This is a genomic window from Streptomyces sp. NPDC111520 (assembly GCF_055635295.1).
On sequence record NZ_JBVKBW010000006.1, the window covers coordinates 562378 to 583979 of the forward strand.

Below are 21602 nucleotides of genomic sequence, written 5' to 3' on the forward strand. Positions count from 1 at the left end.
CGGACGTTGCCAGAGGCAACCGGACCAGTCGATTCAGCACCCCATTCCCGCCAAACTCCGCCCCGAAACCGCCTTTCCGATGTGACTTAGGCGACGACTGGCCTCCCCGCCTGCAGGAAACGCTCCGGTAGGCGTAGCCTTTATTTCCGCTGTCCATCACCTTGTGAAGCGGAAGAGGGCGGTTGCCGCCGTGTCGCCACACCCCAGTAGCTCGAGCGTCCCGACCGAAACCGATGGGCAGGGCCAGGGCCCTGCCGCGGGCTTCGGGCCTAACGAGTGGCTTGTCGATGAGATCTACCAGCAGTACCTCCAGGACCCGAACTCGGTGGACCGAGCCTGGTGGGACTTCTTCGCCGATTACAAGCCGGGAGCGGATACGGGTTCCGCAGTCGCCTCGGGCCAGCCTCAGGCGGCCCCCGCAGCGCCGCCGGCCGCTCCGGCCGCTCCTGCTGCCGCACCCGCTGCCGCGGCACCGGTCGCGCCGGTCCAGCCGGCCGTGACGCCCGCCGCCGCGCCGGCCCCGGCCGCCCAGGCCCCGGCCCCCGCGCCGGTCGCGCCCGCGGCACCGGCCCCGGCCCCCGCGAAGCCCGTCGCCGAGAAGCCCACCCCGGCACAGCCGCAGCCGGCCCCCAAGGCCGCCCCGGCCACCGAGGCGCCCCAGGGCCCGGAGTACGTGACGCTGCGCGGCCCGTCGGCGGCCGTGGCGAAGAACATGCACGCCTCGCTGGAGCTGCCCACGGCCACGTCCGTGCGCGCCATCCCGGTGAAGCTGCTGTTCGACAACCGAATCGTCATCAACAACCACCTCAAGCGCGCCCGCGGCGGCAAGGTCTCCTTCACCCACGTCATCGGCTACGCCATGGTGCAGGCGCTGAAGATCATGCCGGCGATGAACTGGTCGTTCGCGGAGAAGGACGGCAAGCCGACGCTGGTCAAGCCCGACCACGTCAACCTCGGCCTCGCCATCGACCTGGTCAAGCCCAACGGCGACCGCCAGCTGGTCGTCGCGGCCATCAAGAAGGCCGAGACCCTCAACTTCTTCGAGTTCTGGCAGGCCTACGAGGACATCGTCCGCCGCGCCCGCGTGGGCAAGCTGACGATGGACGACTTCTCCGGCGTCACCGTCTCGCTCACCAACCCCGGCGGCATCGGCACCGTCCACTCCGTGCCGCGCCTGATGCCCGGCCAGTCGGTGATCCTCGGCGTCGGCTCCATGGACTACCCCGCCGAGTTCCAGGGCACCTCCCAGGACACCCTGAACAAGCTGGGCATCTCCAAGGTCATGACGCTGACCAGCACCTACGACCACCGGGTCATCCAGGGTGCCGCGTCCGGCGAGTTCCTGCGCATCATGAACCAGCTCCTGCTGGGCGAGAACAACTTCTTCGACGACATCTTCAAGGCGCTGCGCATCCCCTACGAGCCGGTCCGCTGGCTCAAGGACATCGACGCCAGCCACGACGACGACGTCACCAAGGCCGCCCGCGTCTTCGAGCTGATCCACTCCTACCGGGTCCGCGGCCACGTCATGGCCGACACCGACCCGCTGGAGTACAAGCAGCGCAAGCACCCCGACCTGGACATCACCGAGCACGGGCTCACCCTGTGGGACCTGGAGCGCGACTTCGCCGTCGGCGGCTTCGCCGGCAAGTCCCTGATGAAGCTCCGCGACATCCTCGGCGTGCTGCGCGACTCCTACTGCCGCACCGTCGGCATCGAGTTCATGCACATCCAGGACCCGCTGCAGCGCAAGTGGATCCAGGACCGCGTCGAGCGCTCGCACACCAAGCCCGAGCGCGACGAGCAGCTGCGCATCCTGCGCCGGCTCAACGCCGCCGAGGCCTTCGAGACCTTCCTGCAGACCAAGTACGTCGGCCAGAAGCGCTTCTCCCTGGAGGGCGGCGAGTCCGTCATCCCGCTGCTGGACGCCGTCATCGACGCGGCCGCCGAGTCGCGTCTGGACGAGGTCGTCATCGGCATGGCCCACCGCGGCCGCCTCAACGTGCTCGCCAACATCGTCGGCAAGTCGTACGCGCAGATCTTCCGCGAGTTCGAGGGCAACCTCGACCCGAAGTCGATGCACGGCTCCGGCGACGTGAAGTACCACCTGGGCGCCCAGGGCACCTTCACCGGCCTGGACGGCGAGCAGATCACCGTCTCCCTGGCCGCGAACCCCTCGCACCTGGAGGCGGTCGACCCGATCGTCGAGGGCATCGCCCGCGCCAAGCAGGACGTCATCGGCAAGGGCGGCACGGACTTCACCGTCATGCCGGTCGTGCTCCACGGCGACGCGGCCTTCGCCGGCCAGGGCGTCGTGGCGGAGACCCTGAACATGTCGCAGCTGCGCGGCTACCGCACCGGCGGCACCGTGCACGTGGTGATCAACAACCAGGTCGGCTTCACCGCCGCCCCGGAGTCCTCCCGCTCGTCGATGTACAGCACCGACGTCGCGCGCATGATCGAGGCGCCGATCTTCCACGTGAACGGCGACGACCCGGAGGCCGTCGTCCGCGTCGCGCGGCTGGCCTTCGAGTTCCGCCAGGCGTTCAACAAGGACGTCGTCATCGACCTCATCTGCTACCGCCGCCGCGGTCACAACGAGGCCGACAACCCGTCCTTCACGCAGCCGCTGATGTACGACCTGATCGACAAGAAGCGCTCGGTGCGCAAGCTCTACACCGAGTCCCTCATCGGTCGCGGCGACATCACCCTGGAGGAGGCCGAGCAGGTCCTGCAGGACTACCAGGGCCAGCTGGAGAAGGTCTTCACCGAGGTCCGCGAGGCGACCGCGCCGGCCGCCGCGCAGCAGGAGGAGAACCAGGCCACCGGTCCGGAGTTCCCCGTCCCGGTGGGCACCGCGATCAGCGAGGAGGCGGTCAAGCGGATCGCGGCCTCGCAGGTCAACATCCCCGAGCGGATCACCGTCCACCCGCGCCTGATGCCGCAGCTGCAGCGCCGCGCGGCCATGGTCGAGGACGACAGCATCGACTGGGCCATGGGCGAGACGCTTGCCATCGGTTCCCTGCTGATGGAGGGCACCCCGGTCCGGCTCGCCGGCCAGGACTCCCGCCGCGGCACCTTCGGCCAGCGGCACGCCGTCCTGGTCGACCGGGAGACCGGCGAGGACTACACCCCGCTGCTCTACCTCTCCGAGGACCAGGCGCGCTACAACATCTACGACTCGCTGCTCAGCGAGTACGCCGCGATGGGCTTCGAGTACGGCTACTCGCTGGCCCGCCCGGACGCGCTGGTCGCCTGGGAGGCCCAGTTCGGCGACTTCGTCAACGGCGCCCAGACCGTCGTCGACGAGTTCATCAGCTCCGCCGAGCAGAAGTGGGGCCAGACCTCCGGCGTCACCCTGCTGCTGCCGCACGGCTACGAGGGCCAGGGCCCGGACCACTCCTCGGCCCGCATCGAGCGCTTCCTGCAGCTGTGCGCGCAGAACAACATGACGGTCGCGGTCCCGACCACGCCGGCGAACTACTTCCACCTCCTGCGGTGGCAGGTCCACAACCCGCACCACAAGCCGCTCATCGTCTTCACCCCGAAGTCGATGCTGCGTCTGAAGGCGGCGACGTCGAGGACGGACGAGTTCACCTCCGGCGAGTTCCAGCCGGTCATCGGCGACCCGCACTTCACCTCCGGCGGGGGCCGGCCCGAGGACGTCCGCAAGGTCGTCTTCTGCTCCGGCAAGGTCTACTACGACCTCGTCGCCGAGCGCGAGAAGCGCGGTGCCTTCGACACCGCCTTCATCCGCATCGAGCGCCTCTACCCGCTGCCGGGCCTGGAGATCCAGGCCGCCCTGGCCCCGTTCACCAAGGCCCAGAAGTTCGTCTGGGCCCAGGACGAGCCGGCCAACCAGGGTGCCTGGCCGTTCATCGCCCTCAACCTGATCGACCACCTCGACCTGGTGCTGGGCGCCGCGCCCGACAACGCCGACCGGCTGCGTCGTGTGTCGCGTCCGTCCTCCTCGTCGCCCGCGGTCGGTTCCGCCAAGCGGCACCAGCAGGAGCAGGAGCAGCTGGTGCAGGAGGTCTTCGAGCTCTGAGGCTCGCAGTCCCCGGTACGCAGCGCAGGGGCCCCGCACTCACCGAGTGCGGGGCCCCTCCCGCGTGCGCCGGCCCGCGGGAGGGGCAGGCCGGGGCCCGGGCGGCGGGAGTACCTATCCTGGCCTGGTACGTCATCCTTCGACCCTGATCCGGAGCACCCCTTGTACTTCACCGACCGCGGCATCGAGGAGCTGGAGAACCGGCGCGGCCAGGAGGAGGTCACCTTCGAGTGGCTGGCCGAGCGGCTGCGGGAGTTCGTCGACCTCAACCCGGAGTTCGAGATCCCGGTGGAACGGCTGGCGACCTGGCTGGCCCGGCTGGACGACGACGAGGACGAGTGACGGCGCACCGCCGGGCCGCCGGGCTCAGGCGCGGAAGGCGCCGAAACCCACCTGCTCCCCGCAGAGGCTGAGGACGGCCGGGGCGCCGTCGGCCCCGGTGACCCCGACCGTGCGGGCCACGTCGTCGGGGAGGGCGATCTCCACCCGGGAGGCCTGGACGGCGCAGACCTCGCGCGCCGAGGGGGTGCCCTCGAAGTTGACGTCGGTGTAGCGGACGTCGGCGACGGCCGTGGCGTGGGGGCGCAGGTCCACGGCGTCGGTGCCGGCGGCGGAGTTGTCGGTCCGCACGGGGGCGGCCTTGCCCTGGTCGTCCCTCGCGGTGAGGGTCGTGGCGCCGGCCAGGGTGCAGGTGGCGCCGGAGGTGTTGGTGACCTCGACCCTGCCGACCGCGGGCTGCCACACGGTCGCGTGCACGCCGGCCGCCACGAAGCGCACGGTGGTCGTGCCGGCCGTGCAGGCGCTCGCCCGGGCGTGCGCGGGACTCACCGCGACGGCGGGCGCGCGGGTCCCGGCCCGGGTGCCGCAGCCGGCGAGGGCGGGGCCGGTGAGGAGCAGGACGGCGGCGGCGACGGCAGCGCGGGGGCGCAGGGGGCACGAGGGGCGCATGACGGACGAGCACATCACCCGGCGCCCCGTACGGCCCGTCACGGCGCGCGCGAGGTCGTCCCCCGCGTGCGGGACCTCACCCGTACGCCGCACAACCGGCCCCGCGCGGACGCCGGCCGTTCCGCCGGGAAACGCCACCAGGGCGCGCACGGCGCTCCCTTGACTTCCCATCCACGCGATATATCGTGTCTATCGGAGAGACGCGATATGTTGCGTTGTCGGCGTTGCCCCGGCGTGCCCGGGTGACCCCAAGGAGGGGCGAAATGAGCGGAACACCCGGCTCACGGGAGTGGACGGTCACCGAGCCGCACAAGATGGTCTTCGACGGCAGCGTCGACACGCTGCACGTCCGGGTCGTCAACGGCGCCGTCAACGTGGTCGGCGTCGACGAGGGCCCGGCCCGGCTGGAGGTGAGCGAGCTCGACGGCCCGCCGCTGATCGTGTCCCACGAGGGCGGCACGCTCACCGTCACCTACGAGGACCTGCCCTGGAAGGGCCTGCTCAAGTGGCTCGACCGCAAGGGCTGGCGGCGGCACGCCGTCGTCTCGCTCGCGGTACCGCAGCGCACCAACGTGTCGGTCGGGGTGGTCGGGGCGAGCGCCGTGGTCTCCGGGATCTCCGACCGCACCGCCGTACGGGGCGTCAACGGCGACATCACGCTGGTCGGCCAGGCCGGGCCGGTGACCGCCGAGACGGTCGCGGGGAACGTGGAGGCCCAGGCCGTCTCCGGCGACCTGCGGGTCAACACCGTCTCGGGCGACCTGACGGTGGTCGAGGGCAGCGGCGCCCACGTCAAGGCCGACTCGGTCAGCGGCAACATGGTGCTCGACCTGGACCCGCGCAGCGGCGCCGACGTCCGGCTGACCTCCGTCTCCGGGGAGATCGCGATCCGCATCCCCGACCCCGGTGACGCCGAGGTGGACGCCAACACCACCAGCGGCGACGTCTCCTGCGCCTTCGACGAGCTGCGGGTCAGCGGGCAGTGGGGGGCCAAGCGGATCTCCGGCCGGATGGGTTCCGGCGGCTCGCGGCTGAAGGCCACCACGGTGTCGGGCGCGATCGCGCTGTTGCGCCGCCCGCCGCAGGAGGAGCACGGGCCCGCGGACACCGATCCGTTCCGGAAGGACGTCTGAGATGGCCCCCGTCTTCGCCCACGGCCGGCTCCGCCTCTACCTGCTCAAGCTGCTCGACGAGGCCCCCCGCCACGGCTACGAGGTGATCCGGCTGCTGGAGGAGCGCTTCCACGGCCTGTACGCCCCCTCCGCCGGCACCGTCTACCCGCGGCTGGCCAAGCTGGAGAAGGAGGGCCTGGTCACCCACTCCACCGAGGGCGGCCGGAAGGTGTACTCGATCACCGACGCGGGCCGCGCCGAACTCGTCTCCCGCAGCGACGAGATCGCCGACCTGGAGAACGAGATCCGCGACTCCGTCTCCACGCTCGCCGCCGAGATCCGCGAGGACGTCCGCGGCGCCGCCGGCGACCTGCGGCGCGAGATCCGGGCGGCCGCCCAGCAGGCGTCGCGCACCCAGCCCAAGTCCTCCCCGGCGGACTGGAAGGAGCAGATGCGCCGCTCGAAGGAGGAGATCCGGCAGGCCCGCGAGGAGGCGCGCACCGCCAAGCGTGCCGCGCGGGAGGCCCAGGACGCCGCCCGGGACGAGGTGCAGCGCATCGCACGCCGCGTCCAGGAGGAGGTCCAGGACCACGTCCGGCGCGGCGACTGGCAGACCGGAGTCCGTGAGGGGCTGGCGGAACTCACCCGGGAACTGGGCCAGTTCGGCCGTACGTCCACCTGGCCGCCGTACGTGAAGCCCGAACCCGCAGAGGCGCCCGAGTGGGGCGCGGAGGACGCCGCCGTGACCGAGGACCCGGCCCGCGACCTGGAACGCCTGCTGGACCGTTTCCGCGACGACGTCCGCGACGCCGCCCGCGACAACGGCGTGGACGCCGAGCAGTTGCGCGAGGTGCGCCGCCACCTCTCCACCGCGGCGGCCCACATCGGCGTCGTGCTGCGCGGCGGCCGCAAGGACCGGGGCTAGGCAGGGGCCAGGCCGCCGCCGTCCGGGCCCCGCCCGCGGGCGGCAGCCGCCCTGCCGCTTCCCGTCCCCGCCGTCCCCTGCGCGTCCATCGCCCCACCCCGAAGTCCCAGGCCACCACGTCGCTGGACCAGGGTGCCGCGGACCCCGTGATGCCGCAGCCACCAGGGCCCGGCGGCGCCCCCCTCGACAGCGGGGGCGCACGCCGGCGCACGGCCCGCACGTGGGGCCGGCGCTGCCGGGTCCGCTCCTCCGGCCGGCGGAACGCCCCCGGGACCGGGCCTCAGACGGTCAGGACGACCTTCCCGAACAGCTCGCCGCCCGCCATCCTCGCGAAGCCCTCGCGGGCCCGGTCCAGCGGCAGCACGGTGTCGACGACCGGGCGCACCCCGGTGAGCGCGCAGAAGCTCAGCAGGTCCGCCAGCTCGTCCTTGGTGCCCATGGTCGAGCCGACGACCTTGAGCTCCAGGAAGAAGATCCGGTTCAGCTCGGCGGACCTCGGGTCGGGGCCCGAGGTGGCGCCGGAGATCACCAGCGTGCCGCCGGGGCGCAGCGACTTGACCGAGTGGGACCAGGTCGCGGCGCCGACGGTCTCGATGACCGCGTCCACGCGCTGCGGCAGCCGGGCTCCCGGCTCGAAGGCCGCGTCGGCGCCCAGTTCCTCGGCGCGCTTGCGCTTGGCCGCGTCGCGGCTGGTGGCGAAGACCCGCAGGCCCGCGGCCTTGGCCAGCACGATGGCGGCCGTGGCGACACCGCCGCCGGCGCCCTGGACCAGGACGGAGTCGCCCGGGCGCACGCCCGCGTTGGTGAAGAGCATCCGGTAGGCCGTCAGCCAGGCCGTGGGCAGGCAGGCGGCCTCCTCGAAGGAGAGTTCCTTCGGCTTGGGCAGCAGGTTCCAGGTGGGCACGGAGACCTTCTCCGCGAAGGTGCCCTGGTACTTCTCGGTGAGGATGCTGCGGGACTCGTCGGGGCCGACCCCGTGCCCGCTCAGGCCGACGACGGGGTAGACGACGACCTCGTTGCCGTGCTCGTCGATCCCGGCGGCGTCGCAGCCGAGGATCATCGGCAGGCTCTCCTCGCCGAGCCCCACCCCGCGCAGCGACCAGAGGTCGTGGTGGTTCAGTGAGGCGGCCTTGACGGTGACGGTGCTCCAGCCGGGCCGTTCCTCCGGCTCGGGGCGCTCCCCGAGTTCGAGGCCGTTCAGCGGCTGGTCGCGGTCGATTCGGGCGGCGTAGGCAGCGAACATGACCTTGACGCTAGCGCCGCGCGGTGCCCCCGCGTAACCGCGCGGGGATGTGACACGCGCCGCGCGGCGCGGTGCCCCCGACCGGCGGGCACCGCACCGCGCGGCGGCGCGGTCTGCGGGCGTACGGCGGCGCTCAGCGCCGGGCGACGCCCTCGGCGCGGGCGGCCGCGGCGACGGCGGCGGAGACCGCGGGGGCCACGCGCTCGTCGAACGGCGAGGGGATCACGCAGTCGGCGGACAGCTCGCCGTCCACGACGGCGGCCAGCGCCTCGGCCGCCGCGATCTTCATGCCCTCGGTGATGCGGGAGGCCCGCACCTGCAGCGCGCCCGAGAAGATGCCGGGGAAGGCGAGCACGTTGTTGATCTGGTTCGGGAAGTCGCTGCGCCCGGTGGCGACGACGGCCGCGTACCGGTGCGCCACGTCGGGGTGGATCTCCGGCGTGGGGTTGGCCATGGCGAAGATGAAGCAGCCCTTCGCCATCGTGGCGACGGCCTCCTCCGGCACCGTGCCGCCGGAGACGCCGATGAAGACGTCCGCGCCCGCCAGCGCCTCCTCCAGCGTCCCGGTGAGCCCGGCCTTGTTGGTGAAGCCGGCGAGCTCGCGCTTGGCGCCGTTCAGGTCCTCGCGGCCGGCGTGCACCACGCCCTTGCGGTCGGTGACGGCGACGTCCCCGATGCCCGCCTCGACGAGGATCTTGGCGATGGCGACGCCGGCGGCGCCCGCTCCGGAGATCACCGCGCGCAGTTCGCCCAGCGCGCGGCCGGTCAGCCGGGTGGCGTTGCGCAGCGCGGCGAGCGTGACGACGGCCGTGCCGTGCTGGTCGTCGTGGAAGACCGGGATGTCCAGGCGCTCCTGCAGCTTGCGCTCGATCTCGAAGCAGCGGGGGGCGGAGATGTCCTCGAGGTTCACCCCGCCGAAGGAGGGGGCGAGGCGCACGACGGTGTCGACGATCTCGTCCACGTCGGTGGTGGCCAGCGCGATGGGGACCGCGTCCACGCCGCCGAACTGCTTGAAGAGGATCGCCTTGCCCTCCATCACCGGCAGGGACGCCTCGGGCCCGATGTCACCGAGGCCCAGCACCGCCGTGCCGTCCGTGACCACGGCCACGACCTGGGACTTCCAGGTGTAGTCGTGGACCAGCTCGGGCTGCTCGGCGATGGCGGTGCACACGCGGGCGACACCCGGCGTGTAGGCGAGCGACAGGTCGTCGGCGTTGCGCACCGGGACGGTCGCGGTCACCTCCATCTTGCCGCCGCGGTGGAGGGCGAACACCGGGTCCACGGGGCTTTCCGGGCCGTCGGCGTCGGTGCCTTCCATGCGTTCGGTGCTACCGGCGCCACCGGCGTCGTCACTGCTGTCGGTGCGAGGATTGACAATCTCCGCTGCCACTTCTGACCCCTTTGTCCGAATTGTCTATGAGGGTACTACCCCCTACAACAGGGGGTAGGTGGGCTCGGCTTCCGTACACCCGGACTCGAGTGGTCCCGGGCGCGACGGAGGCCGGGCGCGCCGCACGCACGCCGAGGGGCCCCCGGTGAGGGGTGAGGGTCCGTTGTACCGGAAGACGGTTTCCGCTGACGAGTCTGTTCGCCGCCGCAGGGCCTCGCACATCGGGAACTTTTGCGCACGACGCAACAAGTCGTCCGAATAGCGGGACAAGGAAAGTGATGCACGCAACTTCGCGGCACGGCCCCACCGCGGTCCGGCCCTGGTGTACCGGCCTGGTGGGGGTCAGGGGATCGCCCGTTATGCGATTTTGACACATCCGGACACCCAAGAGGACGTGTCCGGATGGCAAGATGCGGAGATCACACGCGTTCGCGACACCCGAACGCGTGTACCCGGAAGATCGGCTGCTCCCAGGATTCCCCGCAGGAGGAACCAGCAATGACCGCACGTACCACCCGTCGCTCGACCGTGACGAGCCGCTTCGCCGCGGTCGGCGCGATCGCGGTCGCCGGCGCCCTCGTCCTCACCGGCTGCGGCGACCAGACGGACAAGGGCGGCTCCTCGTCCGCGTCGAGCGACGCCTCCAAGGCGCCCCTGTTCGACAAGCTGCCGAAGTCGGTGCAGTCGGCGGGCGTGCTCAAGGTCGGCTCCGACATCGCGTACCCGCCGGTGGAGTTCGTCAAGGACGGCAAGAACGTCGGCATCGACCCCGACCTCGCCGACGCCATGGCCAAGCAGCTCGGCGTGAAGGTCGAGTTCAACAACGGCACCTTCGACACCCTGCTGACCGGTCTGCGCGCCAAGCGCTACGACATGGTCATGTCGGCGATGAGCGACACCAAGGACCGCCAGGAGGGTGTGGACTCCTCCACCGGCAAGAAGGTCGGCGAGGGCGTCGACTTCGTGGACTACTTCACCGCGGGCTCCTCGATCATCGTGAAGAAGGGCAACCCGGAGGGCGTCACGTCCCTCGCGGACCTGTGCGGCAAGAAGGTCGCCGTGCAGCGCGGCACCACCTCGCAGGACCTGCTCAAGGCGCAGAAGTGCGACAAGCCGATGTCGATCGAGCCCTTCGACACCGACACCGAGGCGCAGACCCGCCTGAAGGCCGGCGGCGTCGTCGCCGACGTCTCCGACTTCCCGGTCGCCGCGTACGCCGTGAAGACCTCCGGCGGCGGCAACGACTTCGAGCTCGCCGGCGAGCAGGTCGAGGCCGGCCCGTACGGCATCGCGGTCGCCAAGGGCAACACCGAGCTGCGCGACGCGCTGCAGGCCGCGCTGACCGCCGTCATCAAGGACGGCTCCTACACCAAGGTCATGGAGAAGTGGGGCGTCACCGACGGCGCCGTCACCGAGGCCAAGATCAACGGCGGCTCCTGAGTCACGACAGCAAGAGGACTTCCTCCATGTCCGAAGCGAATGACAAGGTCCCGGCCGGCACCCCGGCCGGGACCCCGCCCGCCGCCGCCTCCCGCCCGGAGGCCATCAAGGCGATCCCCGTACGGCACTACGGCCGCTGGATCTCGGCGATCCTGGTGCTCGCCGTGCTCGGGCTGCTGGTCAACGCGTTCGCCAACGCGAACGTGAACTACGGGGCGATCCCGGACTTCCTGTTCGACTCCACGGTCCTCAAGGGCCTGCGGAACACGATCGTCATCACCGTGGTCTCGATGGTCCTGGGCCTGGTCCTGGGCATCGTCCTCGCGGTGATGCGGCTGTCCAAGAACCCCGTGACCTCCTCGGTGGCCTGGGGCTACATCTGGTTCTTCCGCGGCACCCCGGTCTACGTCCAGCTGCTGATCTGGTTCAACCTGGCGCTGATCTTCCCGGTCATCAATCTCGGCTTCTACAAGGACGAGATGAACCAGTTCATGACCCCCTTCATGGCCGCGCTGCTCGGCCTGGGTCTGAACGAGGCCGCCTACATGTCGGAGATCGTGCGGGCCGGCATCCAGTCCGTCGACGAGGGCCAGACCGAGGCGTCGCACGCCCTGGGCATGACCCAGGGCCAGAACCTGCGCCGCGTGGTGCTGCCGCAGGCGATGCGGGTGATCGTCCCGCCGACCGGCAACGAGTTCATCAACATGCTGAAGACCTCGTCGCTGGCCGCGCAGGCCGCCCAGTACGCCGAATTGCTGCGCTCCACCACCGACATCGGCAACACCACCGGCGCCACCGTGGAGATGCTCTTCCTCGCCGCGGTCTGGTACCTGGTCCTCACCTCGGTGTTCTCGGTCGGCCAGTACTACCTGGAGCGCCGTTACGCCCGCGGCACGACCCGCAACCTGCCGCCCACCCCGTGGCAGCGGATCAAGGCCAACCTGGGCACCTTCCGCCGCCCGGAGGTGGCACGATGACCGACTTCAGCAAGGGCGTCACCGGCGCCCATCCGATGGTCAAGGCCGAGGCCGTGCACAAGCACTTCGGCCCGGCCCACATCCTCAAGGGCATCGACCTGGAGGTCGCCCCGCGTGAGGTGTTCTGCCTGATCGGCCCGTCGGGCTCGGGCAAGTCGACCTTCCTGCGGTGCATCAACCACCTGGAGAAGATCAGCGGCGGCCGGCTCTCGGTCGACGGCGAGCTGGTCGGCTACCGGCAGAAGGGCGACAAGCTCTACGAGCTGAAGGACCGCGAGGTCGCCGCCAAGCGCCGCGACATCGGCATGGTCTTCCAGCGCTTCAACCTCTTCCCCCACATGACCGCGATCGAGAACGTGATCGAGGCCCCGGTGCGGGTGAAGAGGGAGGCCAAGGCCGTCGCCCGGGAGCGGGCGCTGGCCCTGCTGGACCGGGTCGGCCTGCGCGACAAGGCCGGGCACTACCCCGCCCAGCTCTCCGGCGGTCAGCAGCAGCGGGTGGCCATCGCCCGCGCGCTGGCGATGGAGCCGAAGCTGATGCTCTTCGACGAGCCCACCTCCGCGCTCGACCCGGAGCTGGTCGGCGACGTCCTGGACGTCATGCGGGGCCTGGCCGAGGACGGCATGACGATGATCGTGGTCACCCACGAGATGGGCTTCGCCCGCGAGGTGGGCGACGCCCTGGTCTTCATGGACGACGGCGTCGTGGTCGAGTCCGGCCACCCGCGCGACGTGCTCACCGACCCGCAGCACGACCGCACCAAGGCCTTCCTCTCCAAGGTCCTCTGACCGCGCGTGCGTGAGGGGCGGCGCCGGACGGCGCCGCCCCTCACGCGTACCCCGCAGCGGGGCACGGATCACTTCAGCCCGAGGACGATCGCATCCGACACCGACCGCCAGACCTCCCGCGCCTCACCGAAGCCGGCCTCCCGCAGGGCCGCGGCATGCCAGGCCGGGGGCAGTTCGTCGCCGTCGGCGTGGGAGCCGTAGATCACGAACCGTTCCTCGGTGGGACCGGCCAGCACCGGGTCGGCCCTTGCGGTGTCCCACCACTGCTCCCAGTCCAGCGCCCCCTCCGCGCGCCGCCGCTCGCGCCGGGACCGCTCCAGCTCGCGCACGGCCGCGTTCAGCCGGGGCGTCGAGGTGTCGGGCATGTGGTCGGCGTTGAGGAAGACCCCGCCGTCGCGCAGCAGGCCCGCCAGCGTCCCGTACAGCGCCTTCAGCGGCCCGGGCTTCAGCCAGTGCAGGGCGGTCGCGGTGAGCACGGCGTCGTACGAGTCGTACGGCAGGGCCAGCGGCCACTGCGGGTCGCGCAGGTCGGCGGTGACGAACTCGACCCTGCGCTCGCCCTCGAAGTGGCCGCGGGCGATGGTCAGCAGCGCCGGGTCGAGGTCCACGCCGGTCGACCAGGCGCCCGGGAAGCGCCGCAGCAGCCGGTCGGAGATGCTGCCGGTGCCGCAGGCCAGGTCGAGCACGCGGGGCTCGGGGCCGACCAGCGCCTCCACCATGTCGAGCATGACCCGGAACCGTTCCTCGCGGTCCGGCAGGTACCACTCCTGCTGCCGGTCCCAGCTGTCCTGCCAGGCCTGCCAGTCGGTCGCCGCCGCGGTGGTGTCGGACATACGGTTCCCCTCCAGTCGTAATACCCTTAGAGCTAGAGCAGTCATTACCGACCTTAGAGCGCACGCGTAAGGACTACAAGTGGAACTCGCCTATTACTCCGACTACGCCGTGCGCCTGGTGAACAGCGAGGAGCCCGAGCGCGGCATCGACAACCTGACCTCGGTCGACGCGGTGCGCGAGCTCTTCGGCCCGTCCAGCCTGGCCGCGGGCCGCGCGGGGGACGCCGACGTGCAGCGGCTGCGCACCGTCCGCACCCGGCTGCGCGGCGTCTTCGAGGCCGCCTCCGAGGGCGACGAGGTGCGCGCCGTCGACCTGCTCAACGCCCTGCTGCTGGAGTTCCCGGTCAGCCCGCAGATCTCCGGCCACGAGTTCCTCGACGAGAGCGGCCGACCCGACTGGCACATGCACCTCGCCGAGCACGCGGCCACGGCAACGGCCTCGTACGCGGCGACCGCCTGCATGGGCCTGGCCTTCCAGCTGACCGACCTCGGCGTGGACCGGCTCGGCATCTGCCAGGCCACCACGTGCCGCAACGCCTACATCGACACCTCGACCAACCGGTCCCGCCGCTACTGCTCGGACCGCTGCGCGACCCGCGCCAACGTCGCCGCCTACCGCGCCCGCAAGCGCCTGGAGAACGAGCGGTCCGCCCTGAGCGGCCTGACGCAGGACACCAGCCAGCCCGCCACGCCCGCCACCGAGCGCTGAACCTCGCGCGGCGGCCGGAAGCGCCCCCGTCCCCGGGCGAGCACCAGCTCGTCCGGGACGGTGCCGAACTCCCTGCTGTCGTTCTCCACGAAGGTGTTGTCGCCCAGCACCCACCAGCCGCCCTCGCGCCGCTCGACGGCGCGCTTGACGATCAGCAGGTCCTGCTGGAGCGGATGCCGCAGCACCACCACGTCACCCTCCCGGACCTCCGCCGCGCTCCTGACGTGCTGCACCAGCAGCCAGTCGCCGCTCAGCAGCGTCGGCACCATCGACGGACCTGTCACCTCGACCAGCTGGTACGGCACGCTCCTCCTCTGCCCAGCCCCGGGCTCGCGCATGCTCAGCCTCCTCCTCCATGCTCCACCAGCCCCAGGGTGACACCAGACTTTTGTCGTAAGCACCAAGGGGCGCCCGAGAAAACCACTCGACAGGGGAGTAATCTCCCTGGTGGAAAGACGATCACGAGGAAGGACAGTCATGCTCGCTCGCCTGTTCGCGCCCAAGGTCAAGGTCAGCGCTCACTGCGACCTGCCCTGCGGTGTCTACGACCCGGCCCAGGCCCGCATCGAGGCGCAGTCCGTCAAGGCGGTCCAGGAGAAGTACCAGGCCAACGAGGACCCGCACTTCCGGGCCCGCGCCATCGTCATCAAGGAACAGCGCGCGGAGCTCGTCAAGCACCACCTGTCGGTGCTGTGGAGCGACTACTTCAAGGCCCCGCACTTCGAGAAGTACCCGCAGCTGCACCAGCTCTTCAACGACGCACTGAAGGCGGGCAGCGCCGCCAAGGCCTCGACCGACCCGGCGACCGGCCAGAAGCTGCTCGACCTGATCGACCAGATCGACGCCATCTTCCAGGAGACGAAGAAGGCCTGACCTGCCGTCGGCGATCCGCGCCCGGTCCGTACGGCCCCACGAGGGCCCGCGCGGACCGGGCGCGGTCGTATGTACGGACCTGCGGCAGGCGGACCCCCCGGGCCGGAGGCAAGGTGACGGCCCGGGGGGCGCTTCCGCGGGGCACCGGCGCGCCGCCCGAGCCGTCACCCGCGCTCCCGCGCGCGCGGACGTCCGCGCTCCGGAAGGCCGGGGGCAAAACCGCGGAAGTCCGTGTGGTGGGCGCCCCCGTCTTGATGGACTCGCCTCCGTGGCGGAACCGTTCCCGGCAGGCCCCGGGCGAAGGTGCGGGGTGCGGGCTCGGGTCGGGCGGGTGGCGCCGCGGACCGGTCCCCCCAAGGACGGGCCGACCGACGTGCCAGCAGGAAGAATCCATCCCGTGGTGAACGCACTGCAGGAACTGATCAAGCGCCGGCTGGAGCAGCGGGGCTGGTCGTACGGTGAGGTGGCGCGGCGTGGTGGTGTCCCGCGGTCGACGGTGCATCACCTGGCGACGACCGCGCGGGTGACCCGGATGCCGCAGCAGTCCACGCTGGAGGGCCTCTCCCGCGGCCTGGAACTGCCGCCCGACGCGGTGCGCCGGGCCGCGGCCGAGGCCTGCGGCATCCACCTGTACGTCGAGGACGGCACCGGCGCGACCACCGACCCCGAGGTCGCCACCCTCATCGCCAGCGTCCAGCAGCTCTCCGAAGCCGACCGCCGGCACGTCGCCGCCCTCGTCGAATCCCTCCTCCGCAGCTCCACCCCGTCATAGCCGGTCCGGTGCCGCGCCGTCGGACACCGTGCCGCCCGGCGGGCCGGCACCGCACACGGAGCGGCAGCGGCGCAGGAATCGGTCCTGGTCGACCTCGCACAGCGCCGCCATCGGTTCGACGGGCGGCCGGTCGGAGCGGCGCGCCGTCAGCACACCGAGCAGCGCGCGGCCGTACGCCAGGCGCGGCAGTCGGCGCCCCGCCGAGGTGGGCCCGGGCATTCAGCACGCCGCCGGTCTGACGACGCGCAGCCAGCCGATGACCGCGTTGACGGTGGCGTAGTCGAGTTCGGCGATCCTGGCGACGGCGTCCGCGTCGTCGCGGCGGACCGGGACGCCGGCGGCGTCGAGGGCGCAGTGCAGCATGACCTGGTGCGCCTGGGTGGGTGGCAGGGTCTGACCGGGACGGATCTGGGCGCGCAGCAGGTAGGAGATGGGCAGCGGGGGCGTCGGTCGGTCCACGGTCATGCGCGGATTCCCTCGAAGTAGTCGGACAGGGCTGTGGTGAGGTCGAGCCGGCTGTGCCATGCGCGGTGGTCCAGGAGTTCCGTCCGTGCCCGGGCCCAGAAGGCCCCGATCACGGCGTGGTCGTTGCGGTCGGCGACCAGGCCGGTGGGGGGCGCCAGTCCCCGGGCGTGGGCGCGTTCGGTGAAGACGAGCGTGGTGAAGCGCCCCTCGGGCCGGGGGCCGGGGTGCACGGAGTGCTGCAGTACGGCCCTGCTCAGGGCGTCCGCCGCCACGGCCGCCGCCGGCGCGGAACCCGTGCTCCACCCCATCAGCCGCCGGGCGTGGGCGTCGAGGACGATCACGCAGAGCAGTGCGCCCTGGCCGGTGGCGAGTTCGACGGCGTCGGTCACCCAGAGCCGGTCGGGCACCCCGGGGCGGCCTTGGAGCCCGGCGCGCCGCATGAGCAGTTCCACGGTGCCGTGGCTGAGGGACAGGCCGTGCCGCAGGGTGAGCTCCTCGTGGACGCGCCGGTACCCGAAGGTGCCGCGCGAGGCGGCGTGGATGGAGGCGATGAGGTCCGTCAGCCACAGGTGCCGGGCGGCACGGGCCGAGGGGGGCCGGCCGCGCCAGGTGAAGTACCCCGATTCGGAGATGCCGAGGACGCGCGTGGCGGTCCGGATCGGGAGACCCTCACCGGCCATCACCTGCACGGCCTCGAATCGCCTTTTGGGGACACCACATCGCGCAGCAGTTCGGTCACCCGCCGGTGGACGGCGAGTTCGGTCTCCAGTTCGGTGATGCGTTTGCGGGCCGCGGTCAGCTCGGCGGTGCCCACCTGTGGGCGCCGCGGCCTGCCGAGGTGCGGCAGGTGCGTGCGACGCCACTGGTAGATCGTCTGGTCACCGAGGCCGAGGTCCAGGGCGACCTTCTTCACGGGCTCGCCGGCGACCAGCAGGTCGAGGGCCTTGCGGCGCAGCTCGGGCGGATATCGTCTGGGCACTTCATGCCTCCGGAAAGGCCGGTCGTGGTCCCGGGCCGGGGACCCGTCGGGGGTTTGGGGAGGTGAGGGACGTGCCCCCGGCCCGGAAGCGGTGGGGGCGTCAGCTGACGTGGCGGTGCATGGTCACCGTGGGCCGGAACTCCCGCAGCGGACTGGCCCCGGCTCCGGCCGGCACCGCTGCCGCGGCCCGGTCCAGGACGGCCCTGACCTCGGCGGCCAGCGCGTCCGCGCGGCGCTCGATCTCCGCGAGCGGGTCGCCGCACCGCCTCAGCTCGGCCACCCGGCGCCGGATGTCGGCGAGCCGGTCGCGGTCGCGGGCGGTCAGGGTGAGCGGCCGCGGGGTCGCCACGATGAACTGGTAGGCGCCCGCGAAGGTCTGGCATCCCGTGCAGTGCTGGTTGACGGCCCGGCTGATGTTCGTGGCGTTGATCCGCCGGAGGTCGACACCGGAGGTGGTGACGATCTGGAAGGAGAGGGCGATCGACCGGCACGGCCGGGAGGGCGAGCAGCCGACGGATGCGGCGACCGCCCGGTTGTGCGCGGCGGCCGCGACGAGCGGCCCGAACCGGTGGATCGAGAACTCCTCGTCGTACTGGACCGGGTGGGCCCGGTTGGCGAGGGTGTGCGCCTCGTCCACGGCGGCGCCGACGCTGCGGGGGATGTGCGACCCCGGTGCCGCGCCGGCCGGGGCCGCGGTGGCGAGGGCGGCGAGGCCGGCGGTGGTCAGCATGCCCAGCCGGACGGCCTTGCGGCCCACCGTGCTGGTACGGGGCTTTCGGTGCGTCACGGACTTCTCCTGTACGGATGGAAGGGATGTCGGGGAAGGGGGCGTGGGGCCGGCCCGCGTCAGGTCGGCAGGGGCGCGGGGAAGGACACGGTGAAGCTCGGGATGGGGGGTTCCGAGGGCGACGCGGAGTCCGAGGGCGAGGCGGTGGGCGAGCTCGCGGACGGGCTCGGCCCGGCCGTGGCCGTGGTCCGGGTGCTGCTCGGCTCCGGTTCGCTGCGCGAGGCGCGCGGGCTCGGCGACGTGGCGGGCGAGGGGCTGCCGCTCGCCGAGGCGGAGGCGCCGGCCGATCCGGACTCCGAGGGCGACGGCGAGGGCGCGGTCGCCGACGGCTCGCCCACCGCCACGGTCACCGGGGGTGTGGTGACGCTCGGCAGCGGTGCGGGGGCGACGGGGCGCAGGGGCCGGATCTCCGGCACCCCGGGCTGCAGGATGGGGGCGATCGGCGGCTGCGGAGGCAGCGGCTTGGGGGTCACCCCGCCCACCCACGCGGCGCACAGCGCCGCAGCTCCGGCCAGCGTGACCCCGCCGATGAGGAGCCTCAGCCGGAGATTCCCCTCCGTGGCGCGGACGACGTGGCGGACGAGCCGGCCCCCCAGACGCACCGACAGGTACGCGGCGCCGGCCAGGGGGAAGACCAGCATGAGACTGCCGATGACGCCGACCGTCCCGGCGGCGAACTGGCCCTCCGCGAAGGCGGAGCCGGTCCCGGTGAGTTGCTCGACCAGCGACCGCAGGCTCGTCTCGAGCAGGCGCGGCAGGTTCCACAGCACGTAGCCGAGTTCGGCCAGCAGCAGCGGCACCATGGTCAGCACCCAGGTGGTGACGATGATCCGGGCGGAGCGCTTGAGGTCGGAGACCTCGGGGGGCACCGGGCGGCCCGGCAGCATGCTGCGCAGGATCGGCTTGATCTTGCCGAAGATGTCGGGGACGCCGGCGAGGTCACCGAGGATGTAGTAGCCGTCCAGCCGGACGGCCGGCATGAGCTGCTCGATGATCTCGAAGTGGGCCAGGTAGACGGCGGCGAGGAAGAAGGACTGCCCGGTGGCGAAGTAGCCGCCGGCCAGGGCCAGTATGAAGACGACGTTGAAGTAGACGCCGCCGAGGTCGGTGCGCATGCGCCCGCCCCGGCCGATCCGGTAGACGTCGGTGACGTCGGTGTACATCGACGGCCAGATCAGGAAGATGCCGCAGCCGATGGCGCCGGGGCGGGCCCCGCCGTAGCGGCAGGCGGAGGCGTGCCCGAACTCGTGGAAGACGAGCGAGGCCACGGTGAGCGCGAACACCACCAGCATCAGCACGGGCTGTTCCAGCACCTGGAGCACCGGTGTCATCGCCCCGTGCAGCGCGAACAGCCAGATCTCCATGGCGACCGCGGTCCCGAGCACCAGGGCCACCACCAGCGGGCGGTGCAACCAGGCCAGGGAGCGGGCGATCCGGGCGACCTGCCGTTCGCGGAAGATGACCCGGTGGCCCTTGAGGACGAGCAGGAGGTCCGCGGTGGGCCCGGTGACCTCGTCGTCCTCCTGCCCGAAGGGGACGGTGACGCCCAGCGGCTGGAGCTTGTTCTCGATCAGGTAGCGCACGTTCTCGGCGCTGACCTCGCGGCCGAAGCGCCCGCTCACCCGGTGCGAGATGGCCTCGGTGTCGCGCCGCCCGTCGATGGCGCGGGCGACCAGGTACAGCAGCCGGCTCAGCTGGACGACCTGCCCGTCCCCCCGGCGGACGATGTACCGGGGCTCGGTGGTCCCCGATCCCTTGTACTCGCCGAGAAGTTGCAGGCCCGCGCCCAGCCGCGGGACGGGGAAACCCGTGTCGCAGGGGGGTTCCGTCACGTCCGCGCCGTACACCGCCGTCCCCGTGGGGCCGGGGCCGTGAGCAATGTGACTTTCCGTCACCGTCCTGCTCTTCCTCCCGAGACGGACCGCGCCACGACGGGCGCGGTCCGCACACGTACGGGTGTTGTTACTGGCGGATGTTGATGGCCTGGACGGCCTCGGACTGGGCGACCGCGAACGGGGAGAACTGGTTCGCCGCGAGCGACTCGTTGTGGGCGTCGACGTGCGCGATGTTCTTGGTCACGTGCGTGGTCTTGACGAAGCTGAACTTCAGCTTGCCCAGGGCCTCGCGGCCCGGCAGCAGCTCCGCGGACTCGGCGTCGAGCTGGTCCATGTTCATGGGGGGATACCTTTCTCGGTATGCGGAAGGAGGTGGGCCGCGGACTACTGGCGGATGTTGATGGCCTGGGTGGCCTGCGACTGGGCGACCGCGTACGGCGACCACTCGTTGGCCGCGAGCGACTCGTTGTGGGCGTCGACGTGGGCCACGTGCTTGGTCACGTGCGTGGTCTTGACGAAGCTGAACTTGAGCTTGCCCAGGGCCTCGCGGCCGGGCAGCAGCTCCGCGGACTCGGTGTCCAGCTCACGCATGTCGAGCATGGGGGATCCTTCGGACGAGGGGTGCGGACGCGGACCGGGCCACAGGGCCCGTCCATCCACACCGGACGATCTGTCTGACGGCGTTGGACAGTAGCCGGGCACCACGGCCCCGGCAAGCGACTCGGAGCCATGACCGTCCGTCAACAAGGCGTCAGGGCAAGGGAAGAGGCAGGTGGGAGCGCCGGCAGGGGCGTTCCGGACGATCGGGCCCGACCACCGGATGTCACTCGAACGGGTCAATCCGCCCCCTGCCCGATGTGGGGAAGTCCCGGCAGAGGGGGCGAAGCACGACGAACCGGTGGCTATCCTCTCGATCCCCGAGGTGCTTGGGCCCACCAGGCCTCCGGTGAGAGGGGTGCACGTGCTTGTCGTTCAAGGGGCGACCGCCACCGCCGTCGTCCGCCACCGGACCGGAGAGCCGGTGGTCCTGCTTTCCGGCGAACTCCCCGCGGTCCTCACTCCGGCCGCCCTGAACGAACTGCTGAATCTGGCGGCCGCCGTCCTCACGGCCGAGGAGACCGCCCTCTTCCGCAGTTGCCTGACCGCACTGCGTTGCGGGGAGAAACTCCAGGAACGCCGTATCGAGGTCAGCGGCGCCGTCCTCACCGTCTACAGCAGCTGATCCGAACCGAATTCCGGCTATTTTGGATTGCATTTTCCGGGGCGTTTTCAAAAGCCCGTCCCCGAGGGCGACATGCCGGATGCGGATCACCCTGGAGAGTGTTTCCGGGGCCCACCGCGGAGGCTCGGCGAATAGCGACCGGCAAAGCTCAGGAGGGGTTTTGGCCGGAATCCGGGGACAGGACGGGCCGTCGCCCGTTCGGACGCCCGACCCCGTTCGGCGGAATGAATGCGGCACGAGTCCCGAGTAACGTCTG

At 71.6% G+C, this 21602-nt stretch carries 24 protein-coding genes; 11 read left to right on the forward strand and 13 right to left on the reverse strand.

The features are described 5' to 3' along the window. The first annotated feature begins 190 nt into the window (after nucleotides 1–190). A complete protein-coding gene (locus ACZ7MY_RS17425) occupies nucleotides 191–4048 on the forward strand; it encodes a multifunctional oxoglutarate decarboxylase/oxoglutarate dehydrogenase thiamine pyrophosphate-binding subunit/dihydrolipoyllysine-residue succinyltransferase subunit (protein WP_499602696.1) in 3858 nt (1285 codons plus the stop codon). A gap of 162 nt (nucleotides 4049–4210) precedes the next feature. Then, on the forward strand, nucleotides 4211–4390 hold the full coding sequence (locus ACZ7MY_RS17430) for a DUF6104 family protein (RefSeq protein WP_431967379.1): 180 nt from the start codon (nucleotides 4211–4213) through the stop codon (nucleotides 4388–4390). A gap of 24 nt (nucleotides 4391–4414) precedes the next feature. Here ACZ7MY_RS17430 and ACZ7MY_RS17435 read toward each other — a convergent pair whose 3' ends face one another. Beyond that, on the reverse strand, nucleotides 4415–5167 hold the full coding sequence (locus ACZ7MY_RS17435) for a DUF4232 domain-containing protein (RefSeq protein WP_499602698.1): 753 nt from the start codon (nucleotides 5165–5167) through the stop codon (nucleotides 4415–4417). Nucleotides 5168–5259: 92 nt separating this feature from the next. Here ACZ7MY_RS17435 and ACZ7MY_RS17440 point away from each other — a divergent pair, with 92 nt between their 5' ends. Both ACZ7MY_RS17440 and ACZ7MY_RS17445 read left to right on the forward strand, forming a co-directional pair. After that, nucleotides 5260–6129 carry a DUF4097 family beta strand repeat-containing protein gene (locus tag ACZ7MY_RS17440; protein WP_499602700.1) on the forward strand — a complete coding sequence of 290 codons (870 nt, stop codon included), beginning with the start codon at nucleotides 5260–5262 and terminating at the stop codon, nucleotides 6127–6129. Nucleotide 6130: 1 nt separating this feature from the next. Next, nucleotides 6131–7033 carry a PadR family transcriptional regulator gene (locus ACZ7MY_RS17445; RefSeq protein WP_499602702.1) on the forward strand — a complete coding sequence of 301 codons (903 nt, stop codon included), beginning with the start codon at nucleotides 6131–6133 and terminating at the stop codon, nucleotides 7031–7033. Nucleotides 7034–7313: 280 nt separating this feature from the next. Here the strand turns inward: ACZ7MY_RS17445 and ACZ7MY_RS17450 are convergent, their stop codons facing one another. Beyond that, a complete protein-coding gene (locus tag ACZ7MY_RS17450; RefSeq protein ID WP_499602703.1) occupies nucleotides 7314–8276 on the reverse strand; it encodes a zinc-binding dehydrogenase in 963 nt (320 codons plus the stop codon). A gap of 133 nt (nucleotides 8277–8409) precedes the next feature. Beyond that, nucleotides 8410–9666 (reverse strand): NAD(P)-dependent malic enzyme, encoded by a 1257-nt coding sequence (locus ACZ7MY_RS17455; protein ID WP_499602705.1) that lies wholly within the window; start codon nucleotides 9664–9666, stop codon nucleotides 8410–8412. A 498-nt stretch (nucleotides 9667–10164) separates the two neighbouring features. Between ACZ7MY_RS17455 and ACZ7MY_RS17460 the strand changes: the two genes are divergently transcribed. From ACZ7MY_RS17460 to ACZ7MY_RS17470, 3 genes are read left to right on the forward strand one after another with little or no spacing between them, the layout of a single operon-like run. Next, nucleotides 10165–11106: an ABC transporter substrate-binding protein gene (locus ACZ7MY_RS17460; RefSeq protein WP_499602706.1), complete on the forward strand. Its 942-nt coding sequence runs from the start codon at nucleotides 10165–10167 to the stop codon at nucleotides 11104–11106. Nucleotides 11107–11132: 26 nt separating this feature from the next. Then, entirely contained in the window at nucleotides 11133–12083 is a 951-nt protein-coding gene (locus ACZ7MY_RS17465; protein ID WP_499602707.1) for an amino acid ABC transporter permease, read from the forward strand. Further along, nucleotides 12080–12871 (forward strand): amino acid ABC transporter ATP-binding protein, encoded by a 792-nt coding sequence (locus ACZ7MY_RS17470; protein WP_499602709.1) that lies wholly within the window; start codon nucleotides 12080–12082, stop codon nucleotides 12869–12871. The genes ACZ7MY_RS17465 and ACZ7MY_RS17470 overlap by 4 nt, the downstream gene beginning before the upstream one ends. Before the next feature lie 68 nt (nucleotides 12872–12939). On the opposite strand, the gene ACZ7MY_RS17475 is transcribed toward ACZ7MY_RS17470, so the two are convergent. Next, nucleotides 12940–13704: a class I SAM-dependent methyltransferase gene (locus ACZ7MY_RS17475; RefSeq protein ID WP_499602711.1), complete on the reverse strand. Its 765-nt coding sequence runs from the start codon at nucleotides 13702–13704 to the stop codon at nucleotides 12940–12942. Nucleotides 13705–13783: 79 nt separating this feature from the next. Here ACZ7MY_RS17475 and ACZ7MY_RS17480 point away from each other — a divergent pair, with 79 nt between their 5' ends. Beyond that, a complete protein-coding gene (locus ACZ7MY_RS17480) occupies nucleotides 13784–14413 on the forward strand; it encodes a CGNR zinc finger domain-containing protein (RefSeq protein ID WP_499602713.1) in 630 nt (209 codons plus the stop codon). Here the strand turns inward: ACZ7MY_RS17480 and sodX are convergent. Beyond that, nucleotides 14317–14751 carry a nickel-type superoxide dismutase maturation protease gene (gene sodX, locus ACZ7MY_RS17485; RefSeq protein ID WP_499602714.1) on the reverse strand — a complete coding sequence of 145 codons (435 nt, stop codon included), beginning with the start codon at nucleotides 14749–14751 and terminating at the stop codon, nucleotides 14317–14319. The two genes, ACZ7MY_RS17480 and sodX, sit on opposite strands and share 97 nt — an antisense overlap. Nucleotides 14752–14890: 139 nt before the next feature. Between sodX and sodN the strand changes: the two genes are divergently transcribed. Continuing rightward, nucleotides 14891–15286: a superoxide dismutase, Ni gene (gene sodN / locus ACZ7MY_RS17490; protein WP_018563636.1), complete on the forward strand. Its 396-nt coding sequence runs from the start codon at nucleotides 14891–14893 to the stop codon at nucleotides 15284–15286. Between the two features lie 397 nt (nucleotides 15287–15683). Continuing rightward, the gene (locus ACZ7MY_RS17495; protein WP_499602715.1) at nucleotides 15684–16058 is read left to right on the forward strand and encodes a helix-turn-helix domain-containing protein; all 375 of its coding nucleotides are present in this window, start codon (nucleotides 15684–15686) and stop codon (nucleotides 16056–16058) included. On the opposite strand, the gene ACZ7MY_RS17500 is transcribed toward ACZ7MY_RS17495, so the two are convergent. From ACZ7MY_RS17500 to ACZ7MY_RS17535, 8 genes are all read right to left on the reverse strand, one after another. Then, entirely contained in the window at nucleotides 16053–16277 is a 225-nt protein-coding gene (locus ACZ7MY_RS17500; protein ID WP_499602716.1) for a hypothetical protein, read from the reverse strand. The two genes, ACZ7MY_RS17495 and ACZ7MY_RS17500, sit on opposite strands and share 6 nt — an antisense overlap. Continuing rightward, on the reverse strand, nucleotides 16278–16523 hold the full coding sequence (locus ACZ7MY_RS17505) for a hypothetical protein (protein ID WP_499602718.1): 246 nt from the start codon (nucleotides 16521–16523) through the stop codon (nucleotides 16278–16280). Continuing rightward, nucleotides 16520–17203, reverse strand: a complete 684-nt coding sequence (locus ACZ7MY_RS17510) for an IS3 family transposase (protein WP_499602719.1) — start codon at nucleotides 17201–17203, stop codon at nucleotides 16520–16522. The genes ACZ7MY_RS17505 and ACZ7MY_RS17510 overlap by 4 nt, the downstream gene beginning before the upstream one ends. Continuing rightward, nucleotides 17203–17502 (reverse strand): transposase, encoded by a 300-nt coding sequence (locus ACZ7MY_RS17515; protein ID WP_499602720.1) that lies wholly within the window; start codon nucleotides 17500–17502, stop codon nucleotides 17203–17205. The genes ACZ7MY_RS17510 and ACZ7MY_RS17515 overlap by 1 nt, the downstream gene beginning before the upstream one ends. A gap of 100 nt (nucleotides 17503–17602) precedes the next feature. Continuing rightward, nucleotides 17603–18289 carry a hypothetical protein gene (locus ACZ7MY_RS17520; protein ID WP_499602721.1) on the reverse strand — a complete coding sequence of 229 codons (687 nt, stop codon included), beginning with the start codon at nucleotides 18287–18289 and terminating at the stop codon, nucleotides 17603–17605. A gap of 59 nt (nucleotides 18290–18348) precedes the next feature. Beyond that, a complete protein-coding gene (locus tag ACZ7MY_RS17525) occupies nucleotides 18349–20121 on the reverse strand; it encodes a zinc metalloprotease (protein WP_499602722.1) in 1773 nt (590 codons plus the stop codon). 130 nt (nucleotides 20122–20251) lie between these two features. After that, nucleotides 20252–20464 (reverse strand): hypothetical protein, encoded by a 213-nt coding sequence (locus ACZ7MY_RS17530; protein ID WP_431969350.1) that lies wholly within the window; start codon nucleotides 20462–20464, stop codon nucleotides 20252–20254. A gap of 44 nt (nucleotides 20465–20508) precedes the next feature. Then, on the reverse strand, nucleotides 20509–20724 hold the full coding sequence (locus tag ACZ7MY_RS17535; RefSeq protein WP_018563645.1) for a hypothetical protein: 216 nt from the start codon (nucleotides 20722–20724) through the stop codon (nucleotides 20509–20511). Between the two features lie 361 nt (nucleotides 20725–21085). Here ACZ7MY_RS17535 and ACZ7MY_RS17540 point away from each other — a divergent pair, with 361 nt between their 5' ends. Continuing rightward, nucleotides 21086–21346, forward strand: a complete 261-nt coding sequence (locus ACZ7MY_RS17540; RefSeq protein WP_499602723.1) for a hypothetical protein — start codon at nucleotides 21086–21088, stop codon at nucleotides 21344–21346. Nucleotides 21347–21602 lie beyond the last annotated feature (256 nt).

Bases quoted from the DNA above. Each gene is read 5' to 3' on its own strand.
- ACZ7MY_RS17465 (WP_499602707.1), top strand. From the start codon at position 11,133: ATGTCCGAAGCGAATGACAAGGTCCCGGCCGGCACCCCGGCCGGGACC.
- ACZ7MY_RS17535 (WP_018563645.1), bottom strand. From the start codon at position 20,724: ATGCTCGACATGCGTGAGCTGGACACCGAGTCCGCGGAGCTGCTGCCC.
- sodX (WP_499602714.1), bottom strand. From the start codon at position 14,751: ATGCGCGAGCCCGGGGCTGGGCAGAGGAGGAGCGTGCCGTACCAGCTG.
- ACZ7MY_RS17470 (WP_499602709.1), top strand. From the start codon at position 12,080: ATGACCGACTTCAGCAAGGGCGTCACCGGCGCCCATCCGATGGTCAAG.
- ACZ7MY_RS17435 (WP_499602698.1), bottom strand. From the start codon at position 5,167: ATGGGAAGTCAAGGGAGCGCCGTGCGCGCCCTGGTGGCGTTTCCCGGC.
- ACZ7MY_RS17510 (WP_499602719.1), bottom strand. From the start codon at position 17,203: ATGGCCGGTGAGGGTCTCCCGATCCGGACCGCCACGCGCGTCCTCGGC.
- ACZ7MY_RS17460 (WP_499602706.1), top strand. From the start codon at position 10,165: ATGACCGCACGTACCACCCGTCGCTCGACCGTGACGAGCCGCTTCGCC.
- ACZ7MY_RS17450 (WP_499602703.1), bottom strand. From the start codon at position 8,276: ATGTTCGCTGCCTACGCCGCCCGAATCGACCGCGACCAGCCGCTGAAC.
- ACZ7MY_RS17500 (WP_499602716.1), bottom strand. From the start codon at position 16,277: ATGCCCGGGCCCACCTCGGCGGGGCGCCGACTGCCGCGCCTGGCGTAC.
- ACZ7MY_RS17530 (WP_431969350.1), bottom strand. From the start codon at position 20,464: ATGAACATGGACCAGCTCGACGCCGAGTCCGCGGAGCTGCTGCCGGGC.
- sodN (WP_018563636.1), top strand. From the start codon at position 14,891: ATGCTCGCTCGCCTGTTCGCGCCCAAGGTCAAGGTCAGCGCTCACTGC.
- ACZ7MY_RS17505 (WP_499602718.1), bottom strand. From the start codon at position 16,523: ATGACCGTGGACCGACCGACGCCCCCGCTGCCCATCTCCTACCTGCTG.
- ACZ7MY_RS17475 (WP_499602711.1), bottom strand. From the start codon at position 13,704: ATGTCCGACACCACCGCGGCGGCGACCGACTGGCAGGCCTGGCAGGAC.
- ACZ7MY_RS17440 (WP_499602700.1), top strand. From the start codon at position 5,260: ATGAGCGGAACACCCGGCTCACGGGAGTGGACGGTCACCGAGCCGCAC.
- ACZ7MY_RS17445 (WP_499602702.1), top strand. From the start codon at position 6,131: ATGGCCCCCGTCTTCGCCCACGGCCGGCTCCGCCTCTACCTGCTCAAG.